28 protein-coding genes are annotated in these 26281 nt (G+C 42.5%); 17 read left to right on the top strand and 11 right to left on the bottom strand.

Annotated features, from left to right (window positions below; translation table 11 throughout):
- Window positions 1-25 precede the first annotated feature (25 nt).
- The 3 genes from mgtE to U5K72_18940 all read left to right on the top strand — a co-directional run bounded on the left by mgtE (window position 26) and on the right by U5K72_18940 (window position 2891).
- Window positions 26-1408 carry a magnesium transporter gene (mgtE, locus tag U5K72_18930; protein ID MDZ7720901.1) on the top strand — a complete coding sequence of 461 codons (1383 nt, stop codon included), beginning with the start codon at window positions 26-28 and terminating at the stop codon, window positions 1406-1408.
- A 164-nt stretch (window positions 1409-1572) separates the two neighbouring features.
- Window positions 1573-2421 carry a thymidylate synthase gene (locus U5K72_18935; GenBank protein ID MDZ7720902.1) on the top strand — a complete coding sequence of 283 codons (849 nt, stop codon included), beginning with the start codon at window positions 1573-1575 and terminating at the stop codon, window positions 2419-2421.
- On the top strand, window positions 2418-2891 hold the full coding sequence (locus U5K72_18940; protein MDZ7720903.1) for a dihydrofolate reductase: 474 nt from the start codon (window positions 2418-2420) through the stop codon (window positions 2889-2891). The genes U5K72_18935 and U5K72_18940 overlap by 4 nt, the downstream gene beginning before the upstream one ends.
- 144 nt (window positions 2892-3035) lie before the next feature.
- Here U5K72_18940 and U5K72_18945 read toward each other — a convergent pair whose 3' ends face one another.
- Genes U5K72_18945 through U5K72_18960 form a run of 4 tightly spaced genes read right to left on the bottom strand, consistent with a single transcriptional unit; the run spans window position 3036 to window position 5423 of the window.
- Window positions 3036-4283, bottom strand: coding sequence for an HD domain-containing protein (locus tag U5K72_18945; GenBank protein MDZ7720904.1), 1248 nt, complete (start codon window positions 4281-4283; stop codon window positions 3036-3038).
- Window positions 4276-4722 carry a thioesterase family protein gene (locus tag U5K72_18950; GenBank protein ID MDZ7720905.1) on the bottom strand — a complete coding sequence of 149 codons (447 nt, stop codon included), beginning with the start codon at window positions 4720-4722 and terminating at the stop codon, window positions 4276-4278. The genes U5K72_18945 and U5K72_18950 overlap by 8 nt, the downstream gene beginning before the upstream one ends.
- A 45-nt stretch (window positions 4723-4767) precedes the next feature.
- Window positions 4768-5166, bottom strand: a complete 399-nt coding sequence (locus tag U5K72_18955) for a type II toxin-antitoxin system VapC family toxin (protein ID MDZ7720906.1) — start codon at window positions 5164-5166, stop codon at window positions 4768-4770.
- A complete protein-coding gene (locus U5K72_18960) occupies window positions 5163-5423 on the bottom strand; it encodes a type II toxin-antitoxin system prevent-host-death family antitoxin (protein MDZ7720907.1) in 261 nt (86 codons plus the stop codon). Before U5K72_18960 ends, U5K72_18955 begins: the two co-directional genes overlap by 4 nt.
- 359 nt (window positions 5424-5782) lie before the next feature.
- Here U5K72_18960 and U5K72_18965 point away from each other — a divergent pair, with 359 nt between their 5' ends.
- On the top strand, window positions 5783-6856 hold the full coding sequence (locus U5K72_18965; protein MDZ7720908.1) for a M42 family metallopeptidase: 1074 nt from the start codon (window positions 5783-5785) through the stop codon (window positions 6854-6856).
- A gap of 105 nt (window positions 6857-6961) precedes the next feature.
- Here the strand turns inward: U5K72_18965 and U5K72_18970 are convergent, their stop codons facing one another.
- On the bottom strand, window positions 6962-7441 hold the full coding sequence (locus tag U5K72_18970) for a DUF6174 domain-containing protein (protein ID MDZ7720909.1): 480 nt from the start codon (window positions 7439-7441) through the stop codon (window positions 6962-6964).
- A gap of 421 nt (window positions 7442-7862) precedes the next feature.
- On the opposite strand from U5K72_18970, the gene U5K72_18975 reads away from it, so the two are divergent.
- The 4 genes from U5K72_18975 to U5K72_18990 all read left to right on the top strand — a co-directional run bounded on the left by U5K72_18975 (window position 7863) and on the right by U5K72_18990 (window position 10640).
- Window positions 7863-9221, top strand: a complete 1359-nt coding sequence (locus U5K72_18975) for an IS4 family transposase (GenBank protein MDZ7720910.1) — start codon at window positions 7863-7865, stop codon at window positions 9219-9221.
- 430 nt (window positions 9222-9651) lie between these two features.
- On the top strand, window positions 9652-9930 hold the full coding sequence (locus tag U5K72_18980) for a hypothetical protein (protein MDZ7720911.1): 279 nt from the start codon (window positions 9652-9654) through the stop codon (window positions 9928-9930).
- Between the two features lie 226 nt (window positions 9931-10156).
- Window positions 10157-10399, top strand: a complete 243-nt coding sequence (locus tag U5K72_18985) for a hypothetical protein (GenBank protein MDZ7720912.1) — start codon at window positions 10157-10159, stop codon at window positions 10397-10399.
- A 52-nt stretch (window positions 10400-10451) separates the two neighbouring features.
- On the top strand, window positions 10452-10640 hold the full coding sequence (locus U5K72_18990) for a hypothetical protein (GenBank protein MDZ7720913.1): 189 nt from the start codon (window positions 10452-10454) through the stop codon (window positions 10638-10640).
- 323 nt (window positions 10641-10963) lie between these two features.
- Here the strand turns inward: U5K72_18990 and U5K72_18995 are convergent, their stop codons facing one another.
- The 4 genes from U5K72_18995 to U5K72_19010 all read right to left on the bottom strand — a co-directional run bounded on the left by U5K72_18995 (window position 10964) and on the right by U5K72_19010 (window position 13632).
- Window positions 10964-11878, bottom strand: a complete 915-nt coding sequence (locus U5K72_18995; protein MDZ7720914.1) for a hypothetical protein — start codon at window positions 11876-11878, stop codon at window positions 10964-10966.
- A 168-nt stretch (window positions 11879-12046) separates the two neighbouring features.
- Window positions 12047-12535 carry a ThuA domain-containing protein gene (locus tag U5K72_19000; protein ID MDZ7720915.1) on the bottom strand — a complete coding sequence of 163 codons (489 nt, stop codon included), beginning with the start codon at window positions 12533-12535 and terminating at the stop codon, window positions 12047-12049.
- Between the two features lie 17 nt (window positions 12536-12552).
- Window positions 12553-12834, bottom strand: a complete 282-nt coding sequence (locus U5K72_19005; GenBank protein MDZ7720916.1) for a hypothetical protein — start codon at window positions 12832-12834, stop codon at window positions 12553-12555.
- Between the two features lie 54 nt (window positions 12835-12888).
- On the bottom strand, window positions 12889-13632 hold the full coding sequence (locus U5K72_19010) for a sugar phosphate isomerase/epimerase family protein (GenBank protein MDZ7720917.1): 744 nt from the start codon (window positions 13630-13632) through the stop codon (window positions 12889-12891).
- A gap of 984 nt (window positions 13633-14616) precedes the next feature.
- Here U5K72_19010 and U5K72_19015 point away from each other — a divergent pair.
- The gene (locus U5K72_19015; GenBank protein ID MDZ7720918.1) at window positions 14617-14760 is read left to right on the top strand and encodes a hypothetical protein; all 144 of its coding nucleotides are present in this window, start codon (window positions 14617-14619) and stop codon (window positions 14758-14760) included.
- A gap of 30 nt (window positions 14761-14790) precedes the next feature.
- Here the strand turns inward: U5K72_19015 and U5K72_19020 are convergent, their stop codons facing one another.
- Window positions 14791-15942: a PAS domain-containing sensor histidine kinase gene (locus U5K72_19020; protein ID MDZ7720919.1), complete on the bottom strand. Its 1152-nt coding sequence runs from the start codon at window positions 15940-15942 to the stop codon at window positions 14791-14793.
- A gap of 147 nt (window positions 15943-16089) precedes the next feature.
- On the bottom strand, window positions 16090-17445 hold the full coding sequence (locus U5K72_19025; protein ID MDZ7720920.1) for a DNA polymerase IV: 1356 nt from the start codon (window positions 17443-17445) through the stop codon (window positions 16090-16092).
- Between the two features lie 481 nt (window positions 17446-17926).
- On the opposite strand from U5K72_19025, the gene U5K72_19030 reads away from it, so the two are divergent.
- The 8 genes from U5K72_19030 (at window position 17927) to dprA (ending at window position 26114) form a co-directional block, all read left to right on the top strand.
- Window positions 17927-18187 carry a DUF4160 domain-containing protein gene (locus U5K72_19030; GenBank protein MDZ7720921.1) on the top strand — a complete coding sequence of 87 codons (261 nt, stop codon included), beginning with the start codon at window positions 17927-17929 and terminating at the stop codon, window positions 18185-18187.
- Between the two features lie 21 nt (window positions 18188-18208).
- Window positions 18209-18478: a DUF2442 domain-containing protein gene (locus U5K72_19035; protein MDZ7720922.1), complete on the top strand. Its 270-nt coding sequence runs from the start codon at window positions 18209-18211 to the stop codon at window positions 18476-18478.
- Window positions 18479-18722: 244 nt separating this feature from the next.
- Entirely contained in the window at window positions 18723-20024 is a 1302-nt protein-coding gene (locus tag U5K72_19040) for a dihydroorotase (protein ID MDZ7720923.1), read from the top strand.
- A 21-nt stretch (window positions 20025-20045) separates the two neighbouring features.
- Window positions 20046-22043 (top strand): hypothetical protein, encoded by a 1998-nt coding sequence (locus tag U5K72_19045; GenBank protein MDZ7720924.1) that lies wholly within the window; start codon window positions 20046-20048, stop codon window positions 22041-22043.
- 9 nt (window positions 22044-22052) lie between these two features.
- Window positions 22053-22721: a tRNA (adenosine(37)-N6)-threonylcarbamoyltransferase complex dimerization subunit type 1 TsaB gene (tsaB, locus tag U5K72_19050; protein ID MDZ7720925.1), complete on the top strand. Its 669-nt coding sequence runs from the start codon at window positions 22053-22055 to the stop codon at window positions 22719-22721.
- Window positions 22722-23061: 340 nt separating this feature from the next.
- Window positions 23062-23901, top strand: coding sequence for an acetyl-CoA carboxylase, carboxyltransferase subunit beta (gene accD, locus U5K72_19055; protein MDZ7720926.1), 840 nt, complete (start codon window positions 23062-23064; stop codon window positions 23899-23901).
- Between the two features lie 112 nt (window positions 23902-24013).
- On the top strand, window positions 24014-25012 hold the full coding sequence (gene obgE / locus U5K72_19060) for a GTPase ObgE (GenBank protein MDZ7720927.1): 999 nt from the start codon (window positions 24014-24016) through the stop codon (window positions 25010-25012).
- Window positions 24990-26114: a DNA-processing protein DprA gene (gene dprA, locus U5K72_19065; protein MDZ7720928.1), complete on the top strand. Its 1125-nt coding sequence runs from the start codon at window positions 24990-24992 to the stop codon at window positions 26112-26114. The genes obgE and dprA overlap by 23 nt, the downstream gene beginning before the upstream one ends.
- The last annotated feature ends 167 nt before the right edge of the window (window positions 26115-26281 follow it).

Consider the following 26281-nt stretch of genomic DNA (forward strand, 5'->3'; position numbering starts at 1 on the left):
TTGAATCCATCCGAATTTATTCTCCATGATCGCACATTTACTAAAACCGGAACTGGATGAACTCATCCAAAAAAAAGAGTGGGTTACCATCAAAGAGGTACTTGATGATGTGCCCGCTGTGGATGTTGCCGAGCTTTTAGATGACCTGAACCCCGAAGTGGCCGTGGTGATATTCCGCTTATTGAAAAAAAGTAAAGCGGCGGATGTTTTTACATATCTCAGTTCTACAAAAGGCGTAGAGTTACTGGAAACATTTAGCCGTCAACAGCTCAGCGATGTAATGAACAACCTGGAGCCGGATGAGCGCGTTGCTCTGATGGAAGAGCTGCCCGGGGATCTGACACAGCGTGTGCTCAACTCCATGCAGCCGGAAAATATCGCCCAGGTTCGAAGGCTTTTGGGTTACCCTCCGGAGAGTGTAGGTCGGTTGATGACCACGAATTATGTTCGCATTAAAAAAGACTGGACCATCAACCGAAGTTTTGAACATATCCGTAAACATGGAAGAGATGCCGAAACTGTAAATGTTATTTATGTGGTTGATGAGGATGAAACACTGATTGACGATCTTCGCCTGAACCAGCTTATTCTCGCCGAACCGGATGGGAAAATTACAGATATTATGGACTACACATTTGAAGCACTCAGCGCTTTCGATGACCAGGAGGAAGCCGTTCGTATGTTAAGTAAGTATGACAGAGTTGCACTTCCGGTGGTAGATTCAGGCGGGGTCCTTGCCGGTATTGTTACTGTAGATGATGTTTTAGATGTAGCAGAGCAAGAAACGACCGAGGATATGCAGTTGATGGCCGGTATGAGCGCCCTCGAAAAAAGCTATTCTGAAACGAATATATTTGGAATGGTTCAGAAGCGTATCGGTTGGCTTATCTTGTTATTTCTCGGACAGATGTTTACGGTAACGGCAATGGCAGGTTACGAGGATACACTGGCAGCTGCTGCAGTATTAGCTCTGTTTATTCCCATGATTATTTCGAGCGGTGGTAACTCCGGATCACAGGCTGCAACACTGATTATTCGTTCTTTATCAACGGATGATCTGAAGTTGGGAGATTGGCTGGGAGTTTTGAAAAGAGAACTCTTATCCGGCTTGTTACTGGGTAGTATTTTGGGCGTAATGGGCACGGTTGTTATCTCTTTTTGGATGGTAGTACGCGGTGATCCATTTTCGTTTGCAGTGTTTATGCAGGCTCTTACGGTTGGAACAAGCCTTGTTGGAGTTGTTCTTTTTGGAAATTTGAGCGGTTCTATGCTACCGTTTATTATGTCGAAACTGGGATTAGACCCGGCTGTAACATCAGCTCCGTTTGTGGCAACACTTGTCGATGTCACGGGAATAATTATCTACTTTACAGTGGCCGTTATGCTGCTTCGCGGAGTTGTCCTGTGATGTATGATGAAGTTGAATTTCATGTATCCATCGCTGTAATAAGTTCATAGTTTCATGTTGAAGGATTTAAAATCCAAAAACTGTTGATGCCTAATGATCGCATCAGATTGCTGAAATAACAATCCTTTAAACTTTAGACGTCATAACCTTAAATCACATAAAGTATGAAACAATATCTCGACCTCGTTCAAAATGTTTTGGATCACGGAGTTTGGAAAGAGAACCGTACCGGTGTTAAAACTCTTGCCAATTTTGCCGAGTTTTACAAAGTAGATCTGTCTAAAGGTTACCCGCTTCTGACCACGAAAAAAGTTTATTTTCGATCAGTGATTCTCGAAATGTTGTGGTATTTGAGAGGTGAAGATCATATTAAATGGTTGAGAGATGAAAAGGACTGCCATATTTGGGATGCCTGGGCCGATGAGGACGGATATGTCGGTCCGATCTATCCGGTGCTCTGGCGTCGTTTCCCAATGGCGAAATCAAAAGATGGGGATGTTTACAAGCCATTGGGAGATAAACAGGAAAAAGACTGGCAGTATGAAGAATTTGATCAGGTTCAAAACGCAATTCACATGCTTAAAACAAATCCCAACAGCCGGCGAATTGTTGTGTCTGCATGGCATCCGGGTTTGCTTGGAGAGATGGGATTACCGCCCTGCCACCTGATGTACATTTTCAACGTAGCAGATGGAAAACTGAATTGTCATCTCACACAACGCTCCGGTGATATCGCCCTCGGAATTCCGTTTAATCTGGCCTGTTATTCGGCGCTGACAATGGCGGTGGCTCAGGAAGTAGGATTGCAACCCGGAACATTTGCTCACACCATTGTGGATGCACATATCTACGAAAATCACATAGATGGTTTAAAAGAACAACTTACCCGCAAGCCCAAAGAACTGCCTACGCTGGAAATTGCCAATAAACCGGTGGATGAACTCACTTTTGAAGATTTCACGCTAAAAAATTACGATCCTGATCCGGGCATTAAATTTCCGGTTGCGGTATGAAGTTGTCGATTATTGTAGCTCACGATCCTAATCTTGTCATCGGGAAAGATGGAGAACTGCCGTGGCACTTTAGCGAAGACCTGAAATTTTTTAAAAAAACCACGATCGGTTCTCCCATTTTGATGGGACGCGGAGTTTTTGAGGAACTCAACGAAAAACCATTGCCCGGAAGAGAAAATGTGGTTTTAAGCCGGTCGAAATCTTACGATCATGTGCCAACATTCAGCTCGATTGAAGCGGCACTGGACTATTTATCCGATCAGGAACAGGTGTTCATCATTGGCGGTGGAGAGATCTACAAGCAAACCATTGATAAGGTTGATGAGCTCATCACCACCCAAGTCAAAGAAAAATACGAGGGAGATACATATTTCCCGGAATATCGCGATGAAATTGGTAAAGTTTGGGAAGAAATTTGGAGAGAAGATCATGAGAAGTTTTCTTTTGTGAAGTTTGAGCGAATTGGTTGACATGTACAACGGGCAGCTTGCCCGTTACCTCAAAATGTATTAGTAATAAGAAGTGGTTTGGGATAATTGCTAATTTAATCCCTTATTGATAAATATTTTATGATTATGAGATGCCGGACAAGCTGTCCGGCGTACATTCATATCTCAAAATTCCTTCAAATGCACTAAATACGGTTTCACAACCGGTTCGGTCAGCGCAATAATGTGCTTGGTATCAGCCGCTTTGGAAAACTCTACCGCCTTATTGTTATCCTCTAAAATCCATATACTCTCGTTTTCGTAACGGTAGGCTTCGCTGTAATTTTCATTGGCATCATAATAATAGGAAGCTGCCTCATCATCATGTGGAAACCCCTGTTTTTTGAGATATTTTTTTGTTTTGACCTGAATCTCATCTTTTAACTCATCTCTCTCTTTGCGATCGGCAAATGTTGTTCTGAAGAGCTTCCGGCTCAAAAAGCGGTGGGACAGATCCGCTAAAATCACGTCTTCACTGGCAGCCCATCGCTTAATGCAGATATAAACATCATGGTCGTCTAAAGCCATGTAGTGCTCCAGCATTTTTTGTGTGATTCTTTTTTTGGATGATGGGTTCTTCGACAGGAAATAATTCAAAGGAATAGATGGAATTTCAACTTTCTCACCTGCATCAAGGAGAAAACGAACCCGCTTAAAGATTTTTCTTAACAAAGCGTCAGCGCTGACAACAGTTTTGTGGAGATACACCTGCATGTACATCAACCTGCGGGAGAGAATGTAGTTTTCAACCGCATAGATACCTTTCTTTTCGATGACTACGTTACCCTTAAAAACCCGCATTGTTTTTAAAATCCGGTTGATTCCAACGGATCCTTCCGAGACGCCTGTAAAAAAGCTGTCACGTTTTAGATAATCCAGCCGGTCCATATCAAGCTGAGAAGAGATCAATTGATGGAGAAATTTTTTAGGATACTGATCTTTGAAAATCTTAATTGCTGTACTGAGTTCACCCTCAAACTCCTTGTTCAGTGTCTCCATAATTTTGAGACTCATCATCTCGTGATTAAAATCATCGATGAGGGTATGTTCCAGCGTGTGGGAGAGAGGGCCGTGTCCCACATCATGAAGAAGAATGGCAATCAATGTGCCTGAAACTTCTGCATCACTAATAGTTGTGTCTTTTTCGCGTAGATTTTTGAGCACGCGCTGTCCCAATTCCAATGCACCAATCGCATGAGAAAACCGGGAATGTTCAGCTGCCGGAAAGACGAGATAACCTAAGCCTAACTGACGAATCCGTCGCAAACGCTGAACATAGTGATGATCAATGAGCCGTAAAATTGTGCCCTTCGGAATGGTGATAAACCCATGAACCGGATCGCTAAAAATTTTGTACTGGCTGCTCTTATCCATTATCGGGAATTTTGTAGAGGTACTTATCCCGGTCTTTGATCTCGGGTAGTTTTGCAGGTTTGTTTAATTCAAGATCAAACCAAACACCAGTGGTTTTTGCAACAGCTTTCAGTTCGGAGTCAACTTTTGAGTAGATTGCCTGGAATCCCTTGATACTCGTATTTCCATACTCCTCGACAGACGTTCCGATTAAAATAGTTTCATTCAGTGAAATTGGCCTTATGTAGTCCAGTTCCAGGTGAACCAGCATAAAACTTTTACCTTCACTCATAGAAGCCTGGAATTCTGGCACTTCATTGATAAAGTTAATTCGAGCCTCTTCAAAATAGGTATTGAAAACGGCATTATTTACATGATTCAATGCATCGAGATCACGAAAACGAACGGGAAGTTCAGTCCAGTGAGCAAATGAGTCGGGCTTATATTCAGGTGTATGCATAGATTGTTGAATTGAATAATTTAAATGATTTCATGCTTTATCTTATCACCATAATACTTTAAGACCATGTTTTTGATACTCCTTTATCTTTCGGTCTTTTGTAATAAGAATATGATTCTGATGAATGGCCTGCCAGATAATTAATCTGTCGAATGGATCTTTGTGCTTAGAGCGCGGCAGTTTATGAAATGTAGAAGCTGTAATTTCTGATACTTTTGATGTCTGAATTCCAGCTTCTTTTGCATAATAAGGGAGTTCATCAGGAGTAATTCCTGTCAACTCTAATTTTCCCAACCCATATTTTAGGGATATTTCCCAATAACTTACAATACTTACAAAAAGAATATTTTTCGGGTTTTTGAAAGCAATAATTGATTTTTTTGAAAGCCTCTCTTCATCAAAAAGTACCCAAAGCAGAGTGTGAGTATCTAAAAGATAGTTCATGAGTTTAACAGTTCTTCATCCGTTATCTTAAAATTTTTTTTGATTTTATATCCCGCCGTTTTCTTTAAAATTCCAAGTTTTCGATCTGTTTTATTTAAAGTGTTCTTATGCTCCTCCTGATACTTTTTATATGGGATGAGTACGGCAATGTTCTCCCGGGTTTCTTCGTGTTGAATGATAATCTCCTCACCAAGCTCTACTTTCTTTAATAATTCAGTGAGATGTTTTGAAAACTCGGGATATGTGAGTGCTTCCATTACTTGTGAAGTTATTTGGAAATGGCTTATTCACTTCTAGAGGGCTTTGCAAAACCGTGGTTATTGGTCAATCTGAACTCGATTCAGATTCTCCATTCGTCTTTATAGCCAGTATCTGGAGATCCTGAATCAAGTTCAGGATGACGGTCAGAGTTTTGCAAAGCCTTCTTCTACAATGAATATATCAAATTTGGGATTATGTTGACAGTTAAGAACTAAATCGTTGTGTTGTAGCATTTTTTTGACAACACAACAATTTTATCAATAAAGAAATCGGTAAGATTATTTTTTTGAACGATTTGGTACGCTCAGATGCTTATATTTCGTGAAAATAATTTTCAAATTTAAACAGATAACGAATGTTCGATAGTGAATCACGCGAGTTTCTTGAAAAGTTAATTGTTACGCCAAGTCCCACCGGTTATGAATCTGAAGGACAAAAAGTCTGGAAGGAGTTTATTTCTCAATATGCCGACAAAGTAGAGTCCGATGCCTATGGATCGGCGATGGCAAAACTCCAGATTAATGCAGATGTACCAACGATTATGCTGGAAGCCCATGCCGATGAAATTGGAATGGTGGTTCAACACATTTCGGATAATGGATTTGTAACTCTGAACAAGCTGGGGGGAAGTGATTCAACGATCGCAAGAGCAAAACGAGTTGTAATTCATTCCAAAAAAGGCCGGGTGACCGGAGTGGTCGGTAATACAGCAATTCACTTGCAAGACAAAAAAAACGGCGGCGGTAAACAACCGGCGTGGAAAGACATCTACGTAGATATCGGGGTTTCATCCAAAGAGGAAGCTCTGGAGTTGATCCAGATTGGCGATCCGGTAACATATTCTGATGAACTGGAATATTTAAATGATGATATTGTAACCGGACGGGCTTTGGATAACCGAATTGGCGGATTTGTGATTGCTCACGTTTTGAAAGAGCTCAGAAGTCGAAAGAAAAATCTCAAAGTAAATGTAATTGCCCTCAACTCCGTGCAGGAAGAAGTTGGCGGGTTTGGCGCAAGAATGATGAGTTTTCGGCATATGCCGGATGCAGCTTTGGTGACAGATGTAACACACGCCACCGATACGCCAGGTATTAATAATAAAGAACACGGAACCGTGAAGTTAGGCAAAGGGCCAACGGTTCAGCACGGTGGTGCGAATCATCGGGCGGTTGTTGAATTGATTGAGAAGACCGCCGAAAAGAAGGAGATTGATATTCAGCATGAAGCTACCAGCGTGAGAACCGGCACGGATACCGACAGCATTTTCTACCAAAAAACCGGGATTCCAAGTGCGCTCATATCCCTGCCCTTGCGATATATGCACTCGCCGGTTGAAACAATTTCACTAAGCGATGTGGAGAATCTGATTAATCTTATGGCAGAAACTATTTTGGCAATGAAAGAGGACCAGGTTTTTAAGGTATAGATTTTGGGATAATCTTTGAGTCATCGGATGAGTATAAGTGAGAGCAAACAAATAATTTGGCTTTGAACACTCATCCGATGACTGGTCAACTTGCCGAACAGATTTCTACTCTTTCGCTTCAAAATTATCGATCTTATACGTCACCTCATCATCAACCGCTTCTTTGATGTAATCGATATCAATAAGCGTGGGATAGCCTAATTGCTGGTTGTATTCTACTTTCAGTTTATCTGCTTTTTCCCGGGCATCTTTAATGATATCAAAAAGTTCACTGATGGTCCGGAATGACTCGGGATACTTAGCAAGTACCAACTCATCGGTCTGTGCATCGCGCAGAGGTTCACCGGTTTCGGGTTCAAGGATTGCATGAATCGTATCGGCCTTCACCACAATCGTAGCCGGGTTAAATAATCCGGCGCAGTAGCAAAGTTTGGTGTACTCAAACCTATAGCTATCTATTTTCTGTTCTTGCCAAAGGTTTCGATTTTCTCCGTATTGATCTCCTTTTCTTCCATCAAGAATCGAATCGCAAGATGAAATTATGAGCGCAGATAATAGGACGATAAGATATCTGTATCTAAACAAGGAACTCCAATATTTAGATTTATTAGTCCAACCAAAGGTATTATTAATACACTTTGATGAAATCTTATAACTATTAACTATTGCTTCATTAAAAATATTATGATAAATGAAAGAAAACGGTAAAGCTTATGAAATCAATGCTTGCGATTCACCCGATCATCTGACTGCAGTAAATTCCCACAAAATCATTGCATACAAAGGTTTGCTTATTTCCAATTTTATTCCTAAAAAAGACTATTAATTAACCCGTTTACCGGTTGAATTCACAAAGTTATAGTCGTTTATATTGAATGAAGCATGTTTTTTCGATTGATCATCCCCCTTACTCCCCCTTCCGAACTTATCATTACCCAAATTTTTTAGGCACTATAAATGTGGATAACTTCCTGTACATTTACAATAAAATTCTATGAAATCTTGGATGCAAACTGAAGTTGAGTTCCTTTCTTTGGGTGATAAACGTCGTAATGATCGCTTTCGTAAGATTGTGGAGGCGGCGGCTGACCATCCCACGGCCAGTGTTCCTCAGGCCCAAAGCCAGTGGTATGGTACGAAGGCGACCTATCAGTTTTGGAGTTCACCAAAGGTGGATTCGGTTCAGTTGGTGCAGGCCATTGGCCAAGCGACAGCTCAACGTGCGATGGACCATTCGACGGTGTTAATCTTGCATGATACGACCAATATTGGGTTTTCGAGCAGTTCTGCCGACCAGTTGGGCTATTTGGATCACGGCCGTGGTAAAGGCGTCTTGACTCATAATACGTTCGTAGTCAGCCCCCAGGGAGTTCCCTTGGGGCTTGCAGGCCAGCATGTGTGGGTTCGTCCGTTCGAGCAGATGGGAATCAAAGCCAGCCGGGCGAGTCGCCCAATTGAAGACAAAGAGAGTTATCGCTGGCTGGAGGGGATACAACGCAGTGAGGAGTTGATGGATGGAGTTGACCATCGGGTACATATTGCCGATCGGGAGGCCGATATTTATGAGTTATTTGCTGTAGAGCGCCAGCCGGGCACCGACCTGCTGATTCGTGCCACCCATAATCGGAGTCTGATCGATGGAGGGCGGTTGTGGGACGAGTTGGCCGCCCGCCAGCTGGGTGGAACGTTCAGCGTAGAACTTCAAAAAGCCAACGACCGGCCGGCCCGCCAAGCGGAGGTCCAGGTGCGCTGGCAGCCGGTACGATTAAATCCTCCTGCGGGAAAAGAACACCTGGGGCCTGTGGAACTGTATGCCATTTTAGTTAGTGAACCCTGTCCGCCGCCCGGGGTGGCGCGGCTGTGCTGGAAGTTGTTGACCAGCCTGCCGGTGGCCAGCTTCCAGCAGGCCCTGCAGTGCGTGCAGTGGTATACCCATCGCTGGTTGATTGAACGGTTCCATTTTGTCTTAAAAAGTGGCTGTGGGGTGGAAGCCTTGCAGCTGCGAAGCCTGGCGGGACTGCAAAACGCACTGGCCTGCTATAGTTTAGTAGCCTATCGATTGATGTGGTTGGTCTATGAGTCCCGGGCAAACCCTGAGGGCAGCTGCGAGCAGATCATGCATGAGCAGGAGTGGCGGGCCTTGTATAGTTATCACCATAAAAGCTTTGCTGAATCCGATTATGTTCCCAGTCTGGATCAAGTCATTCGATGGATTGCCATGCTTGGCGGGTTTCTGAACCGTAAAGGCGATGGAAATCCAGGAATTAAGACCCTGTGGCGTGGGATGAGGCGCTTGCAAGACCTAACCGATATGTGGATCGCCTTCGAACGAGGAACTTATCAACATTCAGACAGTTTTGGGTAATGATAAGCTTCCGAAGGGGAAAATAAGGCTGTCCAAAAAGGTGATTTTCATTTATGGGAGCCTTAATAATTAAAGTTTACTTCGTGAAACTTTGAGTCTTTGTGTCCTCGTGGCAATAAACTGCCGATCTTTGCCACGAAGACGCGAGGTCACGAAGCAACACGAAGTAGCCTTACTACAACTTTTTATGACTAAACTAAATAATTTAGGTTGAATTACGGGTAACCATACTTTTTGGACAGCCTCATAGGGGGATGACAAAAGCTAAAAAAGTTCACTTAAGCCAAGTATAGTGTTTTATGATTTACAATTTTAACCGGTAAACGCGTTATTAATTAAACCTTAGCCATAACATCATAAATATAATATGGGAAATAATAGCAGACGGTCTTTTCTGAAAAATTCAGTATTAGCCTTAGCGGGAACAGGATTGGCTTCAACCCTTCCGATTGGTGGTTACAGTTCCAATTCTCCAAGTGATCGATTGAATATCGGTGTGATTGGATTAGGTTTCGGAATGTCGAATATGCGGCATATGCTGGATGGGGATACAAATATACACTGCGTTGCTCTTTGCGACGTGGATCGCCAAAAACTGGATACACAGGCTGGTTCGCTTCAAAAAAGATTACCTGGATCAAACACAAAATCTCACTCTGTATTCCGATTTCAGGAAACTGTTGGAAAATCAGGAAATCGACGGCAGTGATCATTGTGTACTCTCAGACCATTGGCATACCTATATTTTTGCTGAAGCGTGTAAAGCGGGGAAAGCAATTTATGTTGAAAAACCAACTGGAAAACCGTTGCTGACTGTGAACTGATGGTAGGACTCCAACAAAAACATCAGAATGTGGTAACCACGGGTTTGTGGCAAATCAGTGTAGACTATTTTCGGGATGCATTCGACATTTTAAAATCTGGAGTTTTGGGAGATGCGTGATAAAGCTCATGTATGGATTACACCCAATACAGAACCTGTTATCTACGATAATTCAACACAACCCATTCCGAAAGGACTGGATTATGACATGTGGATTGGCCCTGCCCCATGCGCCCTTATAATTACTAAACATGTGGACAACTGGCGCCATTTCTGGGATTTCGGTGGCGGTCGTCAAACCGACTGGGTACATTACATTGATTCTGCATTTGACGGAATGAGCTTTAGGCCATGAGAGAGTATATCCAAAATCTGTTTATTCTGTAGGATACAAGCATCCTAAGACGATGTATGATGTTCCATCAACACAATCGTCAGTTTTCGAATTCGATGATTATCACGTGATATGGGAGCAACAGGCCGGGAATTTGTATAACCGGGGAGACGGTGTTGCATGGATCGGAAGCAATGGTACACTTGTTTGCAACAGGACCGGTTATGAGGTTTTTCCGCAGACTGAAGACGAACGCCTGTAATTGCTGAACCGAAAATTGCAGGGGCCCTATGCAAACCAGTATAATCATATGGTAAACTGGGCAGAACGCATTCGAACGAATAACACAGAAACCAACAGTTCGATTTCAAAAGGATCCTATGCAAGTTTGATCGCGAATCTTGCAAATGTCTCATACCGAACAGGAAGTCAGTAGACTGGAATACTTACCTGATCAGCAGAAATTCCGAGATAATCCTGAAGCCGACAAACTTATTCATCCCGAATATCATCATGGTTGGGAATATCCGGAAGTGTAAATTCTCTATCTCAGTTTAGAGATTAAATAATGTGCGAATTCAAAGGTCAGTTTGTTTTTCTAACATTTATTGAAAATGCTTTTTTCGGATTTTGAATAAAGATTTGATTGATCTCTTGTTCATTAAAGCCATGTTCTTGCATTGCCGGGATGAGGTTTTTCATAATTGCTTCAAAGGGCCTTATTTCACCACCTCCGGGAAAACCATTACCATCATGCGATAGCAGCACCTTATGGAGCAAGTTCTCTGATTTAAATGTTTGTAATATATCAATGAATTCCAGAATGTTGGATGATTTTGACGTCATCGTAGTGAAATCCACGCGCCTTTCCCTGGCCGCTTCAATCATCGTTTCAATATCGGTTCCCCAGCTTGCATGGGTCCAGATCCAGGCTTCAGGACTTACATCATATTGCTCTAATAGGTTTAATTGAGTCTTAAAAGCCTCAAGATTATCACCGGTATGAACAGCCATAGTGAGACCCGTTTGAAGATGAGCTAAAATCCCCGCTTGGAAAAGTTTTATATCAATTTCAGAAGACGCCCCTCCATCAAAGGCAAGTTTTATAAAACCGGGTTTGATATTGGTCCCGTCAATTCCATTTTCAAATTCATTAACCCATATTTTTGAAATCTCTTCAGCCGAAGATTCATAAGCAATTTCCGGGATATACCGGTCACCCGCTGCGCCGTAAAAACCGGTGTTTGTGACAATTTTAAGACCGGTTGAATCAGCTATCGATTGCAGAAGATCAACCCGCCGACCAAAATAGGCTGTGGTACAATCAAAAATTGTATCCACTCCCAATGTTTTTATTTTTTTCAGATAAGGGGCCACCTGGTTCAAAAGAGCGGCTTCATCATACTCAGATGCCTCACTTATATCCTTGCCAAAATTTGACATGATATGTTCATGAGTCAAGGTGAAACCTAATTCATCTTCTGCAATTGTACCATCCACAGTGTTGATAACATTTTTTTCATATGATGAATTGAAGGCTTGAAAAACTATTAGCAAAAAAACTAAGAGCAGGAACTTTTGAATCTTAAGTAAATCAGAATTCATTGTGTTAGTTATGATTAAACAATAAAAATATGAGTTGTGGATTATTCAAAGACTAAAAGTGTATCATTCATATAGACCTAAACCTGTTGCTGCCCAATAAATTCCCCCATAAAGGTGATCCAGGAAGTTCCGATCTCTGTAGGATTCGGGAATGTGTCCGAGTGTGGTGTAAAATGATCTGCCCCCATCAAATTCCTGGTACCATGCGATGGGATGATAATCCCCCATAGCTGTGAATCTTGTATCATCTCCCCAGGTTCTGTCCGGATCATATGTAGATTCATCAACGGTAAGTAAATCATTCAGGTTCTCTGTCAGAGGTTCACCATAGGAATACCATTCGTCCGTCCAAATCCATCGGTCAGAAAGATGCATGGTGGAGGGATGATTTTTATTTAAGACATTCATGACTGCGGTTTGCTCTTCGGGATGATCGGTAAAAACACGACCAACCAATTTCTGAAACCATTCTTCCTGGTCATCGATTGATGACACTGCATGAATACCCACAAATCCGCCACCATTCCGAATAAAACTTTTGAAGTTATCCATCTGTTCATCGGATAAAATTATATCCCCTGGCGTGAAGAAAAACGATTGACATCAATTCCCCGGAGAAAATCTTCCGAAAAAGGATCCGTCAATGATCCGCTTCCATCTCTTTGTGCCCATGTAAAACCGGAATCATGTTTTTTTGCCATCTCTCGAAATTCATCGATTGCGGTTGGAATGGTAGGATCGTGCCAGCGGTCGGGAGTGGTATATACCATCACTTCAAACTGTTGAGCATACATAGTTTCGATGCTGGTTGACAATAGGATAAAGATGAAAATAGGTATGAATTTTCTCATAGAATCGATGATTAAGGATTTCAAAAATCAGAGGCATCATATTAATGGGGCTCTTCAATCAAGCGCTGTACGAAACTTATTCAATAGATTTGGAACTTCAGAATATGCATTATATTCTTCTTCATTTTCCAGAGCAGGTAGTGTTTCTATGGGAACATATCCCCGGTATCCTCCATTACGGATTATACCGACCAATTTATTCATATCGATTTCGTCTCCCCGGCGGCCTTTAAGTAATTTTTTGACTTGCCAGTTCACCGCATAGGGAACAACTTTTTCGATATCATCATACGGATTCGGCGAATAGAAATGCCCCGTATCAACAATGGTCCCTAACCAGTCGGAATCTACCATATCGAGGATTCTCAAAACTTCATCCCCTGTTCTGAGCATTCCTCCGTGATTCTGTACTCCTACAATTACCCCATACTCTTTTCCATGTTCAGCACATTCTGCCAATGCTTCAGAAAGCCAGGCGGAGGTTTCGTCCCAATTGCGGCCTTCGGGTTTTTCCCCCGCAAATACACGAATAACAGGCGCCCCCATTTCTGCAGCCGTTTCAATCCATCGTTTGGTTAAATCAATATCTTCGCGGCGTTGAGCCTCATCTGCTGTCGCAAAATCGTTACGGATCCCTGTCCCGCTCATGTCCAGCCCGAGTTCGAAAGCCCGGCGTTTAAATTCATTTATAAATGATCTTTCCGGAACATCGGGATAACCCGGAAAGAAATAACCGGTTGGGTCAACAGCATCAAAATCCAATCGAGCACATTCTTCCAGCATATCAAACAGGCTCATTCCACCTTCTTCACCGTCCAGATGTTTGTAAAGTTCCTGGTAATAAGACCATGCATTTAAGCTGGTTTTAATTTTTGAATCCAGCCCATTTTGAATGGTATGATTTTTAGAGAGGATTATATTATTTGGCAGAAATCCATCTCATTGTCATACCAACGGGAAAAAGAGAAAGTTTTTTTAAAAATTGTCGACGTGATTTTTTTGAACTCACAGTTTAAGGCTTTGATTTTCAGAGTTAAGGGCTGTTAGTTTTTATGATACAAAAAATCATTAAAAGACAATCCCAATAAGTATATCCGGCAGTTCTTCAGTAAGAATTAAAGGGAGATTTCAATGCTGATGATTCACCCGATGTTGCCGAAGCAGGTCTTCACCAAAATCATTTCCTTTTTCTCGCCAGATGGTATGGATGTGATTTCCGTTATCTGAGGAATTATCGTACTCAATAAGGACATCCGATCCGGAATTTCACCGCGTTCATATGCTGTCTCGTACACAACGTTCAGAATATCATCCAGCTGCAAAATACTTGTTGTTTTCAGATATCCTTACGAGCTAAAAAGTGTGGTTAACAGGTGATGGAATTGAACTCTGCTCTCGTCAGAGAGCTCGCCATATCTTAACCCCGGCCGTGCGGCAATCCAACCGGAAGATTTGTCCACTTTGTACGGGATGTATCATCGAAGGTATGGTTAATGGTTGCCAAATGATTGTCTGTCAAAGTAGTTAGAAAATTATTGGTTGCTGTTCTGATCTGTTATTGGCCTGACAAACTGGATGAGATCAGAAACAGGAGGAAAATGAGGGTAGAGAGTTTTTTCATAGATTAAATTTTGTGATGGGTAAGTCTCTGATTTGTTTAAATGTGCAGAAATCGATTTCTATTTCAAAATTATTGCTTCACTGGTTTACAGTTTTCTTTTTTTGTTAATTGTTGAAAGACCACACCAAATTGTTTATTCCCATGCAAATTCTACTGTCAAAGTGCTTTACGACCTTGAAAATCCATATGACGCAGTTATTGACCAGGGAGTCTGGAATTGGCTTTGGCCGGTACTCATTTCATTCCTTGCATTGGCGTTTTTCGGGTCGGGGTACTCGAATGGTTCGCCGGTGGATGAAAATTAAACGGTTTCAGAAGAAGTTGAAGACAGTTAACTAATTTTCAGGTTTTTGGGGAATTCTGAATATGAACTTACTCCCTTTGTTGATCTCACTTTCAGCCCAGATTTCACCTCCATGTACTTCTACAGAATCTTTGCAAAGCAGTAATCCCAAACCCGTTCCTGTTTCGTTGTAGGTGCCTTTTGATGAATGCTTCTTATCGATCTTGAATAAGTCGTCAATATTTTCCTTTGAAATCCCCACACCATTATCCGTAACTGATATTGTAATCTCATCTGCGTTTCTTTCGGATTCAATATCAATCTTTCCGCCGGGTTGGGTGAATTTAATTCCGTTTGATACCAAATTTCGTAATACAAGCGTAATCATTGATTTGTCTGCATACACTGATGTGCTTGGTGGTATTTTATTTGTCAGAGATATCGATTTTTGGTGAGAAGAATCTCTTAGTAAGTCAATTACTTCATTCGTGATTTCATCTACATCAAAATACTCAGGATTATATTTGGTTCTGCCCGATTGTGATTGAGCCCATGCCAGTAGATTGTTTAGCAGATCCATCACTCGCTTTGAGGAGTGTTGAATCATTTGAGCAAACTCTAAAGCGTCGTCATATTCCTTCTTTTGCAATTGATCAATCAAGAGTTCGCTGAATCCAAGGATACCGGAAAATGGATTTTTGAGATCATGCCCGATAATGGATAAAAACCGGTCTTTTGTGGCAATCAGTTCACTTAGCCGTGCTTCACTTTCTTTTAGTGCCTTTTCTGCTCTCTTTCGTTCGGTGATATCACGGACATTAAGAACCACAGACTGGATAGCCGGGTTGTGAAGTTGATTGTTTCCAAATGCTTCCAAATATACCCATTCGCCATTTTTGTGCCGGTGCCTATATTGTGTACCCCCATGTTTTGAGTGGTGTACGATATCTACAAATCCCTTTTTGGTTTTTGCCTGATCGTCCGGATGAATCATACTGTCTATGACTGAAATATCTGTTAGCTCTTCGGGTTTATATCCCAGGATTTTTTCACACGATTCACTGACGTACCGCTGAATACCATCTGCATCTAACAGCACAAGCATATCAAATGAATTTTTAATGAGTTGCCTAAAGGTCTCGTCTGATTTTAAAAATTCATCAGCTGTGAATTTTTCTTTTGGATAGATTGATCCATTATTCATACAGCCTCTTTTTTTAAGATTACGGATGGCTTGGGAATTCTCTCATATAGAGCTCTCTATTTCTTGCAAATTACGAAAAAGATGTTAGAAAGATTTAATAATGTTAATTCTGCTGGTTCTCTGAAAATAGTATATAGCAGGAATTGATTATCGGTTCGATATCAACGACTCATTCGGACTCCGGTTCACAAAGTGTGTATTTCCGGGTACGCTCTCTTGAATAGCGGCTGGGGTCACCACATCTGTTTTGTAAAAATTATTGAGACAATCTACTGCGTTGTAGAGTTGACGAACCTGGTCTTTTTCATCAAAAAACAGTTCAAGCTGCTCGGTAAACTGCATTTCTATTGTATGAAATCCAACTCCCCGAATTTTAATTTTTTTTCGCAGAGCATTTTTAACCCTCCGCATCGCCTCCGGCAGAAAGGCCTTGAGTACATATTCATCCAGGTTTGTAAAACCGGGAGTGTTAAATGCAAAACTGTCTCCGTCCCACTTGTTGTCCTGGTAGCGGATGTAGCAACCCCATCGCCGTGCTTTGCGCTTGTAGCCTCGCATTCTGTAGCAAACTTTCCGAACGGCTTTCACAATTTCTCCTTTCACCAAAATGGGGTCGTCTGTCCAGTCGGAAAACGTATGCATGTAACTCACTTCATCCGGCACGTGATCGTCATTATCCAATACTTTGGCGTTGTCTCGCCCGGTCACCGTCTCCCAGAAAAGCTGACCCTGCATCTCCCCGAATATTTTTTTGAAGGGAGCGGGGCCTGACTTATGAGCATCGGCGATGGTGTGTAATCCATATTTTTTGAGATGTTCGTACCGCCGCCGGCCGATTCCCCACACCTCATCCATGGGCAGGGGATAGATATATTGAGCGGCATCATCGTGGGTGAGGATCAGCGTCAGCCCGTTGGGTTTTCGTAGATCGGAGGCCAGCTTAGAATACGTTTTACTGTGGGCCATTCCAACGGAGCAAACCAGCCCGAGCTTGTTGTGAATTTCCTGCTGTAGTTTCTTTCCAAACGCTTCGAGGTGTTCTCGCGGTTTACCCAGCAAAAAAGTGAGATCCATGAAATATTCATCCATTGAATATTTTTCTACTTCAGGAGAAAAGTTGTCGAGGATCTCTCGCAATTGCCGGCCTATTTCAGTGTATTTAGAATAATCGATCTGCTTAAACACCAGGTAGGGACAAATTTGCGATGCCTCAAAAGCGCTCATCGCTGTTTTAATGCCCAGCGCCCGAGCTTCGTAGCTGGCCGTTGCCACAATTCCGCGAGCCGTTCCGTCCGGCTTTCGCCAGCCGCCCATCGCCACAGGAAGTCCATATAAATTATAAGACTGCTGCTCCACCTGTGCGTAATAACAGCTCATATCCAGGTGCAGGTACAGCCGCTTTTTTCGGGATGTATGCTGATGATCCTTCGCCACAGAACTGTACAGCGTGATGCGATGCACATCCTGGTCAAGATCGTAATCGGTATGTTGGTTCGGATCCATTACATGTATTATAATAAATTACACATATATTATACATATTTTTTGTGGATTGTGGATTGTGGATTGTGGATTGTGGATTGTGGATTGTGGATTATGGATTATGGATGATTTGTCATCGCGAGGGGCGGGGTGTTTTCCGTACCGTGGCGATCTCCCGGCACAAAAACGTGCGTCAGTTCAAGCGCACTCTGAGCGTAATGAAGTGAAGACGAAGAGGAAGTCAAGACCTTTTGTTTTGTTGAGAAGTGATCTCGATTTTACCCAATTTCATTTCATTATTCTCAATGCGATGAGAGGACTGTAAAGATATTGTTGGCAGGGTTTAAGCTGTGAAAAATGAAGAAAAGCCACTCCGGGAGAGTGACATGGTTATCCTGATTAGTAAGTTGATTCCGGATTTGTTTTGGGCTTGCTTTGATAATTAATTGTGTTTTGCCATTTTAGTTTGAATTATGGCTAAATAGAATAATGAATTTAAAAGATGCCGGAAATAAGTAGATTTTATGGAATTATTATTCGCATGTTCTATAACGATCATAATCCACCTCATTTCCACGCTATTTACCAAGAAGATGAAGCTTTGATTGAAATTAAAACGTTAGAAATACTAGGAGGTCATTTGCCAAAAAGAGCGATGTCGTTAGCTGTTGAATGGGCGATTGAGCACAGAGAGGAACTACTAAGAAATTGGAATAAAGCCAGAAATAATGAGACTTTAGACAGAATTGAACCGTTAGATTAAAAAGTTCAAAAATTGAATAAAATGATACGCATAACAGAACTTACCATATTAGACGATCAAAAAATTTATTTAAGTTTTAGTGACGACACGGAGAAAACCGTTGATCTATCGCCATTTATTAAAGAAGACAAGTTAAGTAAACCACTGTCTGATCCTGACTATTTTAGACAAGTTAAACTATATGAAAATGGGAGAGGAATTTATTGGCCGAACGGTTATGATTTTTGTCCTGACTTTCTTCGAAATCATACATCGGAGGGAGAAAAAGAACTGGTTGAAGAAAAAAAATAGGATTTTAAACTGTTATTATTGATCTATTAAATTTATTCTGATAGCCTCAGTAAATTTCCAAATCGACTGTTTCCCATCAAATCAGCCTATATTTCTTCAAATATATTAGTGACCTGCCGAAGTGCGTAAGCTCCTGGCAGAGTCGCTGATCGTTGAATATGTTTCGAACTCTGTCAGGAGCTCACTCCGTTCGCGCTCTGGCAGGTTCTCTTAGATCACAAAAAGCATAAAAATTCATTTGTTGATGGAAACCACTCCAAACCTTCTCATTCAAAATGCAAAACCTATTGGCTCTAATCATGACGGCAGCGAGGCTGTCGATATTCGCATCAAAGATGGGGTGATTGCCGAAATCTCCTCGGGCCTTGAAATCAAAGATGGAGAAGAGGCTTTTGATGCCAATGGCGCATACATCAGCGGCGGCTGGATGGATATGCACGTTCATTTTCGTGAACCTGGATATGAGCATAAAGAGACGCTGGAAACCGGTTGTCGCTCAGCTATGTTCGGCGGTTTTACTGAAGTGGCCTGTATGCCAAATACTAAACCGGCCATCCATACGCGGGATGTTGTTGAATTCATTCGAAATAAATCGGATCAACAATTGGTGGACGTTCACCCGATTGGCTGTGTAACGAAGGAGCGAAAAGGCGAGTCGATCGCGGAGATGAGCGACATGAAAGAGGGCGGAGCCGTGGCATTCAGTGATGACGGCGATCCCGTTTACAATTCTCAGGTAATGCGGGTAGCCCTGGAATATTCATCAATGCTGGGCATGCCGATCATCAATCATGAAGAAGATTTGGCTCTTTCACGGCCCGGCCATATGAATGAAGGCGAGGTTTCAGCCCGGCTGGGACTGGACGGAACACCCGGAATTGCCGAGGAAGCGATGATCGCCCGCGATATTTTACTGGCCGGTTTTACAGGCGGTCATATTCACGTGGCGCACATCAGCACGCGAAAAGCGGTAGACCTGGTTCGAAGAGCGAAAGAGGAGGGGGTCAACATAACAACGGAAGTGTGTGCACACCATTTTGACCTCACTGATAAAGAGATTGAAACCCGGCATTTTGATACGAACGTAAAAATGCATCCGCCGCTGCGAACCCAAGATGATGTGGATGCGATGATTGAAGGACTCGCTGACGGTACCATTGATGTAATCTGTACCGATCACGCACCGCATGCCATCGAAGAGAAAGAGGTGGAATTTATCTATGCTCCGAACGGAATCATCGGGTTGGATACAGCCTGGAGCATTAGCGTGCAGCGGTTATTAAATACCGGGAAACTCTCCTTACAACAGTTAATGAAGAAGTTCGTTATTAATCCCCGACAAATTTTAAATCTTGATATACCTGAAATTAAAGAGGGGCAGATTGCAAACCTGACCATTTTTAATACCGATGAGGAGTGGACATACAGGTTGAATGAAGTTCGGTCAAAATCAAAAAATTCCCCGTATCTCGGGAAAACATTGACCGGGCGTGCACTGGCTGTTTATAATAAAAACCGGTTTGCAATCAACACCCTCAAGAATTGACCTATTGAATTACCAGCCAGAATGCAACCTTTTGTACGGCTTTTCTTACCATTATTAATTGCTTTGACCGTTTGGGGAACGGCTTATCCCCAAGTCGAAGATCCTATTCTCAGCGAGATCCACATTTTCGAAAAATTCGGATCTATTCCCAATAATCAATTCGCAGACTCTTCAGATCACAGCTATCCGTTTGAATATCTGCTGAAAGAATCATCTATCCGAACCCTGGAGAGGCCAACCGGTATTGTGGCAATTATTGATAACCTGGTGAGAATTCGGGTATTAAGTGACGATCAACTTGAACAAGCCGAAGCGGGCCTGATTGGGATTCCATTTTATTTTAAGGATGGTATTGAGACGATTATAAACCTGGAAGCCATTACGCATCAACCCGATGGAAATCAGGTTCGGTTTAATGTGGAGAACACGCGCACTGTAGATCTGAATTCGCGGTATAAAATTATTGAGTTTGAAATGCCGGAGGTTCAGGAAGGTTCAATCCTGGAATATAAATACACACTGGAGAGGCGCTATATCGAAGAATTACCGAATTTTTATCTGGCACATCGTGTCCCGACTCAGGAAGCAAATCTGTATCTCAAAAATTCTGAATTTATCCGCTACGATGCAGTTCCGCTGCATGTGGAAGACTTTGAACTTCAGTATGAAGAACATCGGGTGGATACCAGTAATGTTCCACTTCTTTTTACTCTTCCGCGGCCCAATCCTCTGTACATACAAGAGTGGAGTGCGGAGGATATTCCTTCGGTAGATGTATCCAGCTACATCTCATCGATTGATGATATTCGGGCGCAGATTAAATTCCAGATCAGTGAATTTGGCATTCCGCGGCAGCCACTGGAAAACAGTTGGGAGTTTGTGGCGGCTCAATTTCTCAGGAATAGAAATCCGTACGAAAAAATTGAACCATATGATGAATTTAAGCGGATGGGTGAGGAGATTGCATCATCTCTAAACTCAATTGTTGAAGTTCAGGATTCGGTCTATCAGTTTGTAAACTCCACAGTTCAATTTAATGGTGTGAATTCAGTATATGCTGAAGGGGATCTATACCATGTTTTAGAAGAAGAATTGGCGAACCAGGCTGAAATAAATCTGGTACTTCTTTCAATGCTTCGCGGAGCCGGAATTGATGCAAAACCGATGTTTCTATCTGGCCGTGAATTTGGGCGGATTGATAAATCATTTCCATCTGTATTTCAGTTCAACAGGCTTCTGATATTTAGTGAAATTGATGGCGAACAATACTTTATGGATGCCTCATACCCGGTTAGTTTGCCCAATTTGATTCCGATTGAGTCGTACAATTCGCAGGGAATGGTATTAACCAATGATAGTTATAGATGGGTTGACATCAGCCCGGAACAGAGTGTTTTTGATTTGGATATCGATATCCGGGCATCGCTTTCTATGGATGGCACGTTGAACGGCAGACTTACGGCTCAAACGAGAGGATATCCCTCACAGAATATCCGGGAGGAATTGCAATCGGGATCTTTGCCGGCAGAGATCATCAAACAGATATTTTTTGAAGTGTACTCTGAAGCAGAAATGAGCAACAGCAATCTTAAAATCAACGAGCAAAACAGAAACATGGTTGATGTGATGACCGATTTTGAGATACCGGAGTATGCTGCAAGTTTTCGGGAAGGGATTGAATTCCGGCCGATGGTGGTTGGGTATCTATTTAGAAATCCGTTTGAATCCACAGAACGAAGAGTTCCGATTACACTTGATGCCCCTGAGAAACTGTCCATTCATTATACTGTAGATCTGCCTGATGGATTTGAGGTTGATGCGATGGGTGAAACGCGCGCCACGAGCTTACAAGGTGCGGCACTGCGTGAGGAGTACATCTCGGAAGGAAACAGAGTAGAATACTCATTTGATATCGACATCAGCCGGAAAGAGTTCCCTGCAGATGTTTATAGCCAGCTTCGGAGAATTTATGAGCGATGGGTATTTTTAAGTAACGAAACATGGTTCATTGAACAATAGAATTTTAATATGATTTTAGCCATTGAAACATCCACACCGGTTTGCTCGGTTGCTTTGGGAAAGGGCAGGCGAAGTGTAATAGAAAAGAGAATGGAGGGGAGATCGGTACATTCGGAACGGACGTTTGAGTTCATGAAGGAACTTTTGGATCGGCATTCGTTAAAGGTATCAGACTTAGATGCTGTTCTTTTTAGTAACGGTCCGGGTTCTTACACGGGACTGAGAATTGGTGCCTCGGCGATTAAAGGATTGCTTTTTCAGCAGGAGGTTCCGCTTTACACCCTTCCAACACTTCTCAGTTTTGCCATTCCGTTTTTAACCGAAAATCCACCCGCTATCCATGCTGTGATTGATGCGCGAAGGAAGCATTTGTACCATCAAAAAATTAAAACTGGTTTAGACGGAGGAGTTGAAGTTTCCGGGGCGGATATAGTTGAGATCGAAAAATTACAGGATCAAATCGGGAAGGGAGATGTGGTGATAGGAACCGGCTGGGAGCGTTTGGAAATCGAAAACAGGGGAGAGATCTCCTGGTATGGAACCGAAGCAATTTCGGCAAAGAATCTTGTACTTGGATGGAATCATCCGGAGCTGAAAAAACATTTCAAAAAAACAGATGTAGAATCGTTTGAGCCGGAGTATTTAACGTTGTCTCAGGTGAATGACACGGATGTGTAAGAGCGACCTGCCAGAGTGCGAACGGAGTGAGTTCCTGGCAGAGTCGCGACAGGACGATTCGTTGTAGGAAGGCTTTGCAAAACCGTAGGTATGCGTCAATCTGAACTCGATTCAGATTCTCCATTCGTCTTTATAGCCAGTATCAGGAGATCCTGAATCAAGTTCAGGATGACGGTTATAGTTTTGCAAAGCCTTCTGTAGGTGTCAGACTATCCCTCAAAAATAGACCTCCAAGGATTTGAAGTCCTTAGGTCTTGACTCGACTTTCCCCAAATAAAAAGATTTTTGCTTCGGGCGATATTCGTTATTTTTGAGACAGTCTAAAATCTAATCAGTTCTTATGGCGTGGTTTAAAAGAAAAGACACCAATATTCAAACCGAGAAGAAAAAGGATATGCCCGAGGGCATATGGGTGAAAGTTCCCGAAACGGGTGAAACCATTCACCGGCGCGAGCTTGAAGAGAATAGCTGGGTAGATCCGCTGAGTGGGTATCATTTCAGAATCGGCAGCAAGGAATACTTCTCCATCTTGTTTGATGATGAAAAATTTGAAGAGATTGGAGGTGAAATCATGCCCACAGATCCTCTCGATTTTGAAGATCGCAAGAAATACAAAGATCGGATCAAACAAACCCAGAAAAAAACGGGCCTTTCGGATGCCTGCCGTGTTGGAGTTGGAAAGCTTGATAAGCACAATGTTGTAATTGCATGTATGGATTTTTCGTTTATCGGCGGAAGTATGGGGTCTGTAGTGGGAGAGCGTTTGTGCAGGGCAATTGACTACGCCAGGGAAAATAAAACTCCACTGATAATCATATCGCAATCAGGAGGAGCGCGAATGATGGAAAGTGTGTATAGCCTGATGCAGTTACCTAAAACTTCCGGAAAACTGGCTCTTTTGGAAAGGGAAAAAGTACCATACATATCTGTGATGACCAATCCAACGACGGGTGGAGTGACAGCCAGTTATGCAATGCTGGGTGATTTTAACATTGCCGAACCCGGAGCACTGATTGGATTTGCAGGTCCGCGGGTAATTCGTCAAACCATCGGAAGAGATCTGCCGGAGGGCTTTCAAACATCGGAGTATCTGCTGGAGCATGGATTTCTTGATTTTATTGTAGCCCGGCCCAAGATGAAGAAAAAATTATCGAAACTGCTTCGGATATTGGAGAATTAAATTGTATTAAATCCGCGAAGTTTTCCGTTTTTATATTTGTCGATGTAAATCAATTGACAATCCTTGTAGAAAGAAACTTCGCGGATTTTTCTTTTAAAGAATAAAGAGATTTATGAGATTTGCCGATTACGCCAAAATTTATGTAACAGGGGGGCATGGTGGAAGCGGCATGTCTCACTTCAGGCGGGAAAAATATGAGCCTAAAGGAGGGCCAGACGGTGGCGACGGCGGCAAAGGCGGAGATGTAATTCTCAGAGGGAATGAACAGCTAAACACCCTTCTCGACCTTAGATACAGAAAATATGTAAAGGCCGAGCATGGTCAGAATGGGCATACCTCGCGAAAACAGGGGAAAGCCGGAGAAAACGAAATTCTTGAAGTACCGATGGGAACGGTTGCGTATGATGCAGAATCCAAAGAACGAATAGGTGAGATTACAGAAGATGGAGAGGAAATAGTCATTGCCAAAGGCGGAAAGGGCGGACTTGGTAACTGGCATTTTCGAAGTGCAACCAATCAAACACCTCAACACGCACAGGAAGGCGAGGAAGGTGAAGAGCGAACCGTTGAACTGGAATTGAAGCTTATTGCAGATGTTGGCCTTGTTGGTTTCCCAAACGCTGGAAAGAGCACGCTTCTATCAGCTATTTCTGCGGCAAAACCTAAAATTGCGGACTATCCTTTTACTACGCTGGAGCCAAATTTGGGGGTTGTAACTACCACCGATTACAGAAGTTTTGTGATGGCTGATATCCCCGGGATTATCGAAGATGCCCACGAAGGAAAGGGTTTGGGAATCCAGTTTTTAAGGCATATTGAGCGGAATAATTTACTGCTGTTTGTGATTGCTGTTGATGCTGATATCAAACAAGAATACAATGCTCTACTGAATGAGCTGAAAGCCTATCGGTCTGACCTGCTGGATAAACCCCGTTTGCTTGCTATCAGTAAAATGGACTTGAAAGAGAACTACGAGTTGGATGAAGAACCAGAATTAGACGATGATATTGATACAATTCTGATATCTTCTGCAACCGGGCACAATATGGAAGAGCTGAAAGAATTAATTTGGGAGAAACTACAAAACATTGAAAACAACGAGTCATCATAGAGCACTGCTTGCCCTTCTGCAAATTCCTGATTTTGGAGTGCGAAGGATAAAAATGTTACTGGATCGCACCGGTGTTGAAGATGCTTCTGAACTCTTCAACATGAAAATACCAGATCTGCTCCGGTTTGATGGATTTGGTAAGCATATAGCTAAAAACTTCGTTGAATTCGACGAATGGAAGAAGGTCGATTCAATTCTGGAACAGACCCAAAAAACGGGTGCAGACCTTATTTCGATTGATGATGAGTACTATCCGCCATATCTCAGGCATATTTTTGATCCTCCACTTCTGCTCTGGGTGAAAGGAGATAAGAATGTATTGGTATCAGATGGAGTAGCTGTTGTTGGAACCCGGCGAGCTTCGAAGTATGGATTAAAGCAAGCAAAAGAGTGGTCTGAGAAATTAACCGCCGCCGGACTTTGTGTAAATAGTGGTCTGGCTTACGGAGTGGATGCTGCTTCGCATCGTGCAGCTGTGGAAGCAGGTGGAAAAACGATCGCCGTATTGGGATCAGGAATCGATGTGATCTATCCTGCAAAAAACAGTGGGCTGGCGGCAGATATAATCAAAAAAGGTGGAGCAATTATTACAGAACTCGCGCCGGGATCTGCACCGGATGCTGTTAATTTTCCGGAACGAAACCGTATTGTAAGCGGAATGAGCCACGGCACGTTAGTTGTGGAAAGTGGTGTAAAGGGTGGGAGTATGATTACCGCCCGGAGTTCATTAGATCAAAACCGCGAAGTATTTGTAATACCGCACCCGCTGGATTCTTTAGGCGGGCAGGGATGTAATTATCTTATCCGAACCGGGCAGGGAAAGCTGGTTCAGTCTATTGATGATATTTTGGTTGAGATCTCTGTGCATACAGATTCAGATGCTCAAAAGGCAGAAGAAGATCCCGTGATGAAATGGGAAAAACTGGATCTTGATGATTCATCAAAAGAAATTTGTGAGTTATTGACCGAGGATGAACTTCACATCGATCAGATCAGCGAAAAGATTGAAAAGCCTACCCATACACTTTTACCAACATTGCTGGATTTGGAGATGAAGGGAGCTATCAAACAGAAGGCCGGAAAATATTTTGAGCTTTGCTGATCCAATAGATGCATCATTTTCTATTCTTAGACAGGATAAATTCTAATCCGTTCGTTTGTGTTCATTATATTGTATTTAATGGGGTCAGTCATTGAACGGGTGTGAATGCCTGAAAAATAAATTCAAGCCTCTCCTCTCATTCCGTGACTCCGATAGGGATAGATTAT

It is taken from the genome of Balneolaceae bacterium, from assembly GCA_034521495.1.
GTDB lineage: Bacteria > Bacteroidota > Rhodothermia > Balneolales > Balneolaceae > Rhodohalobacter.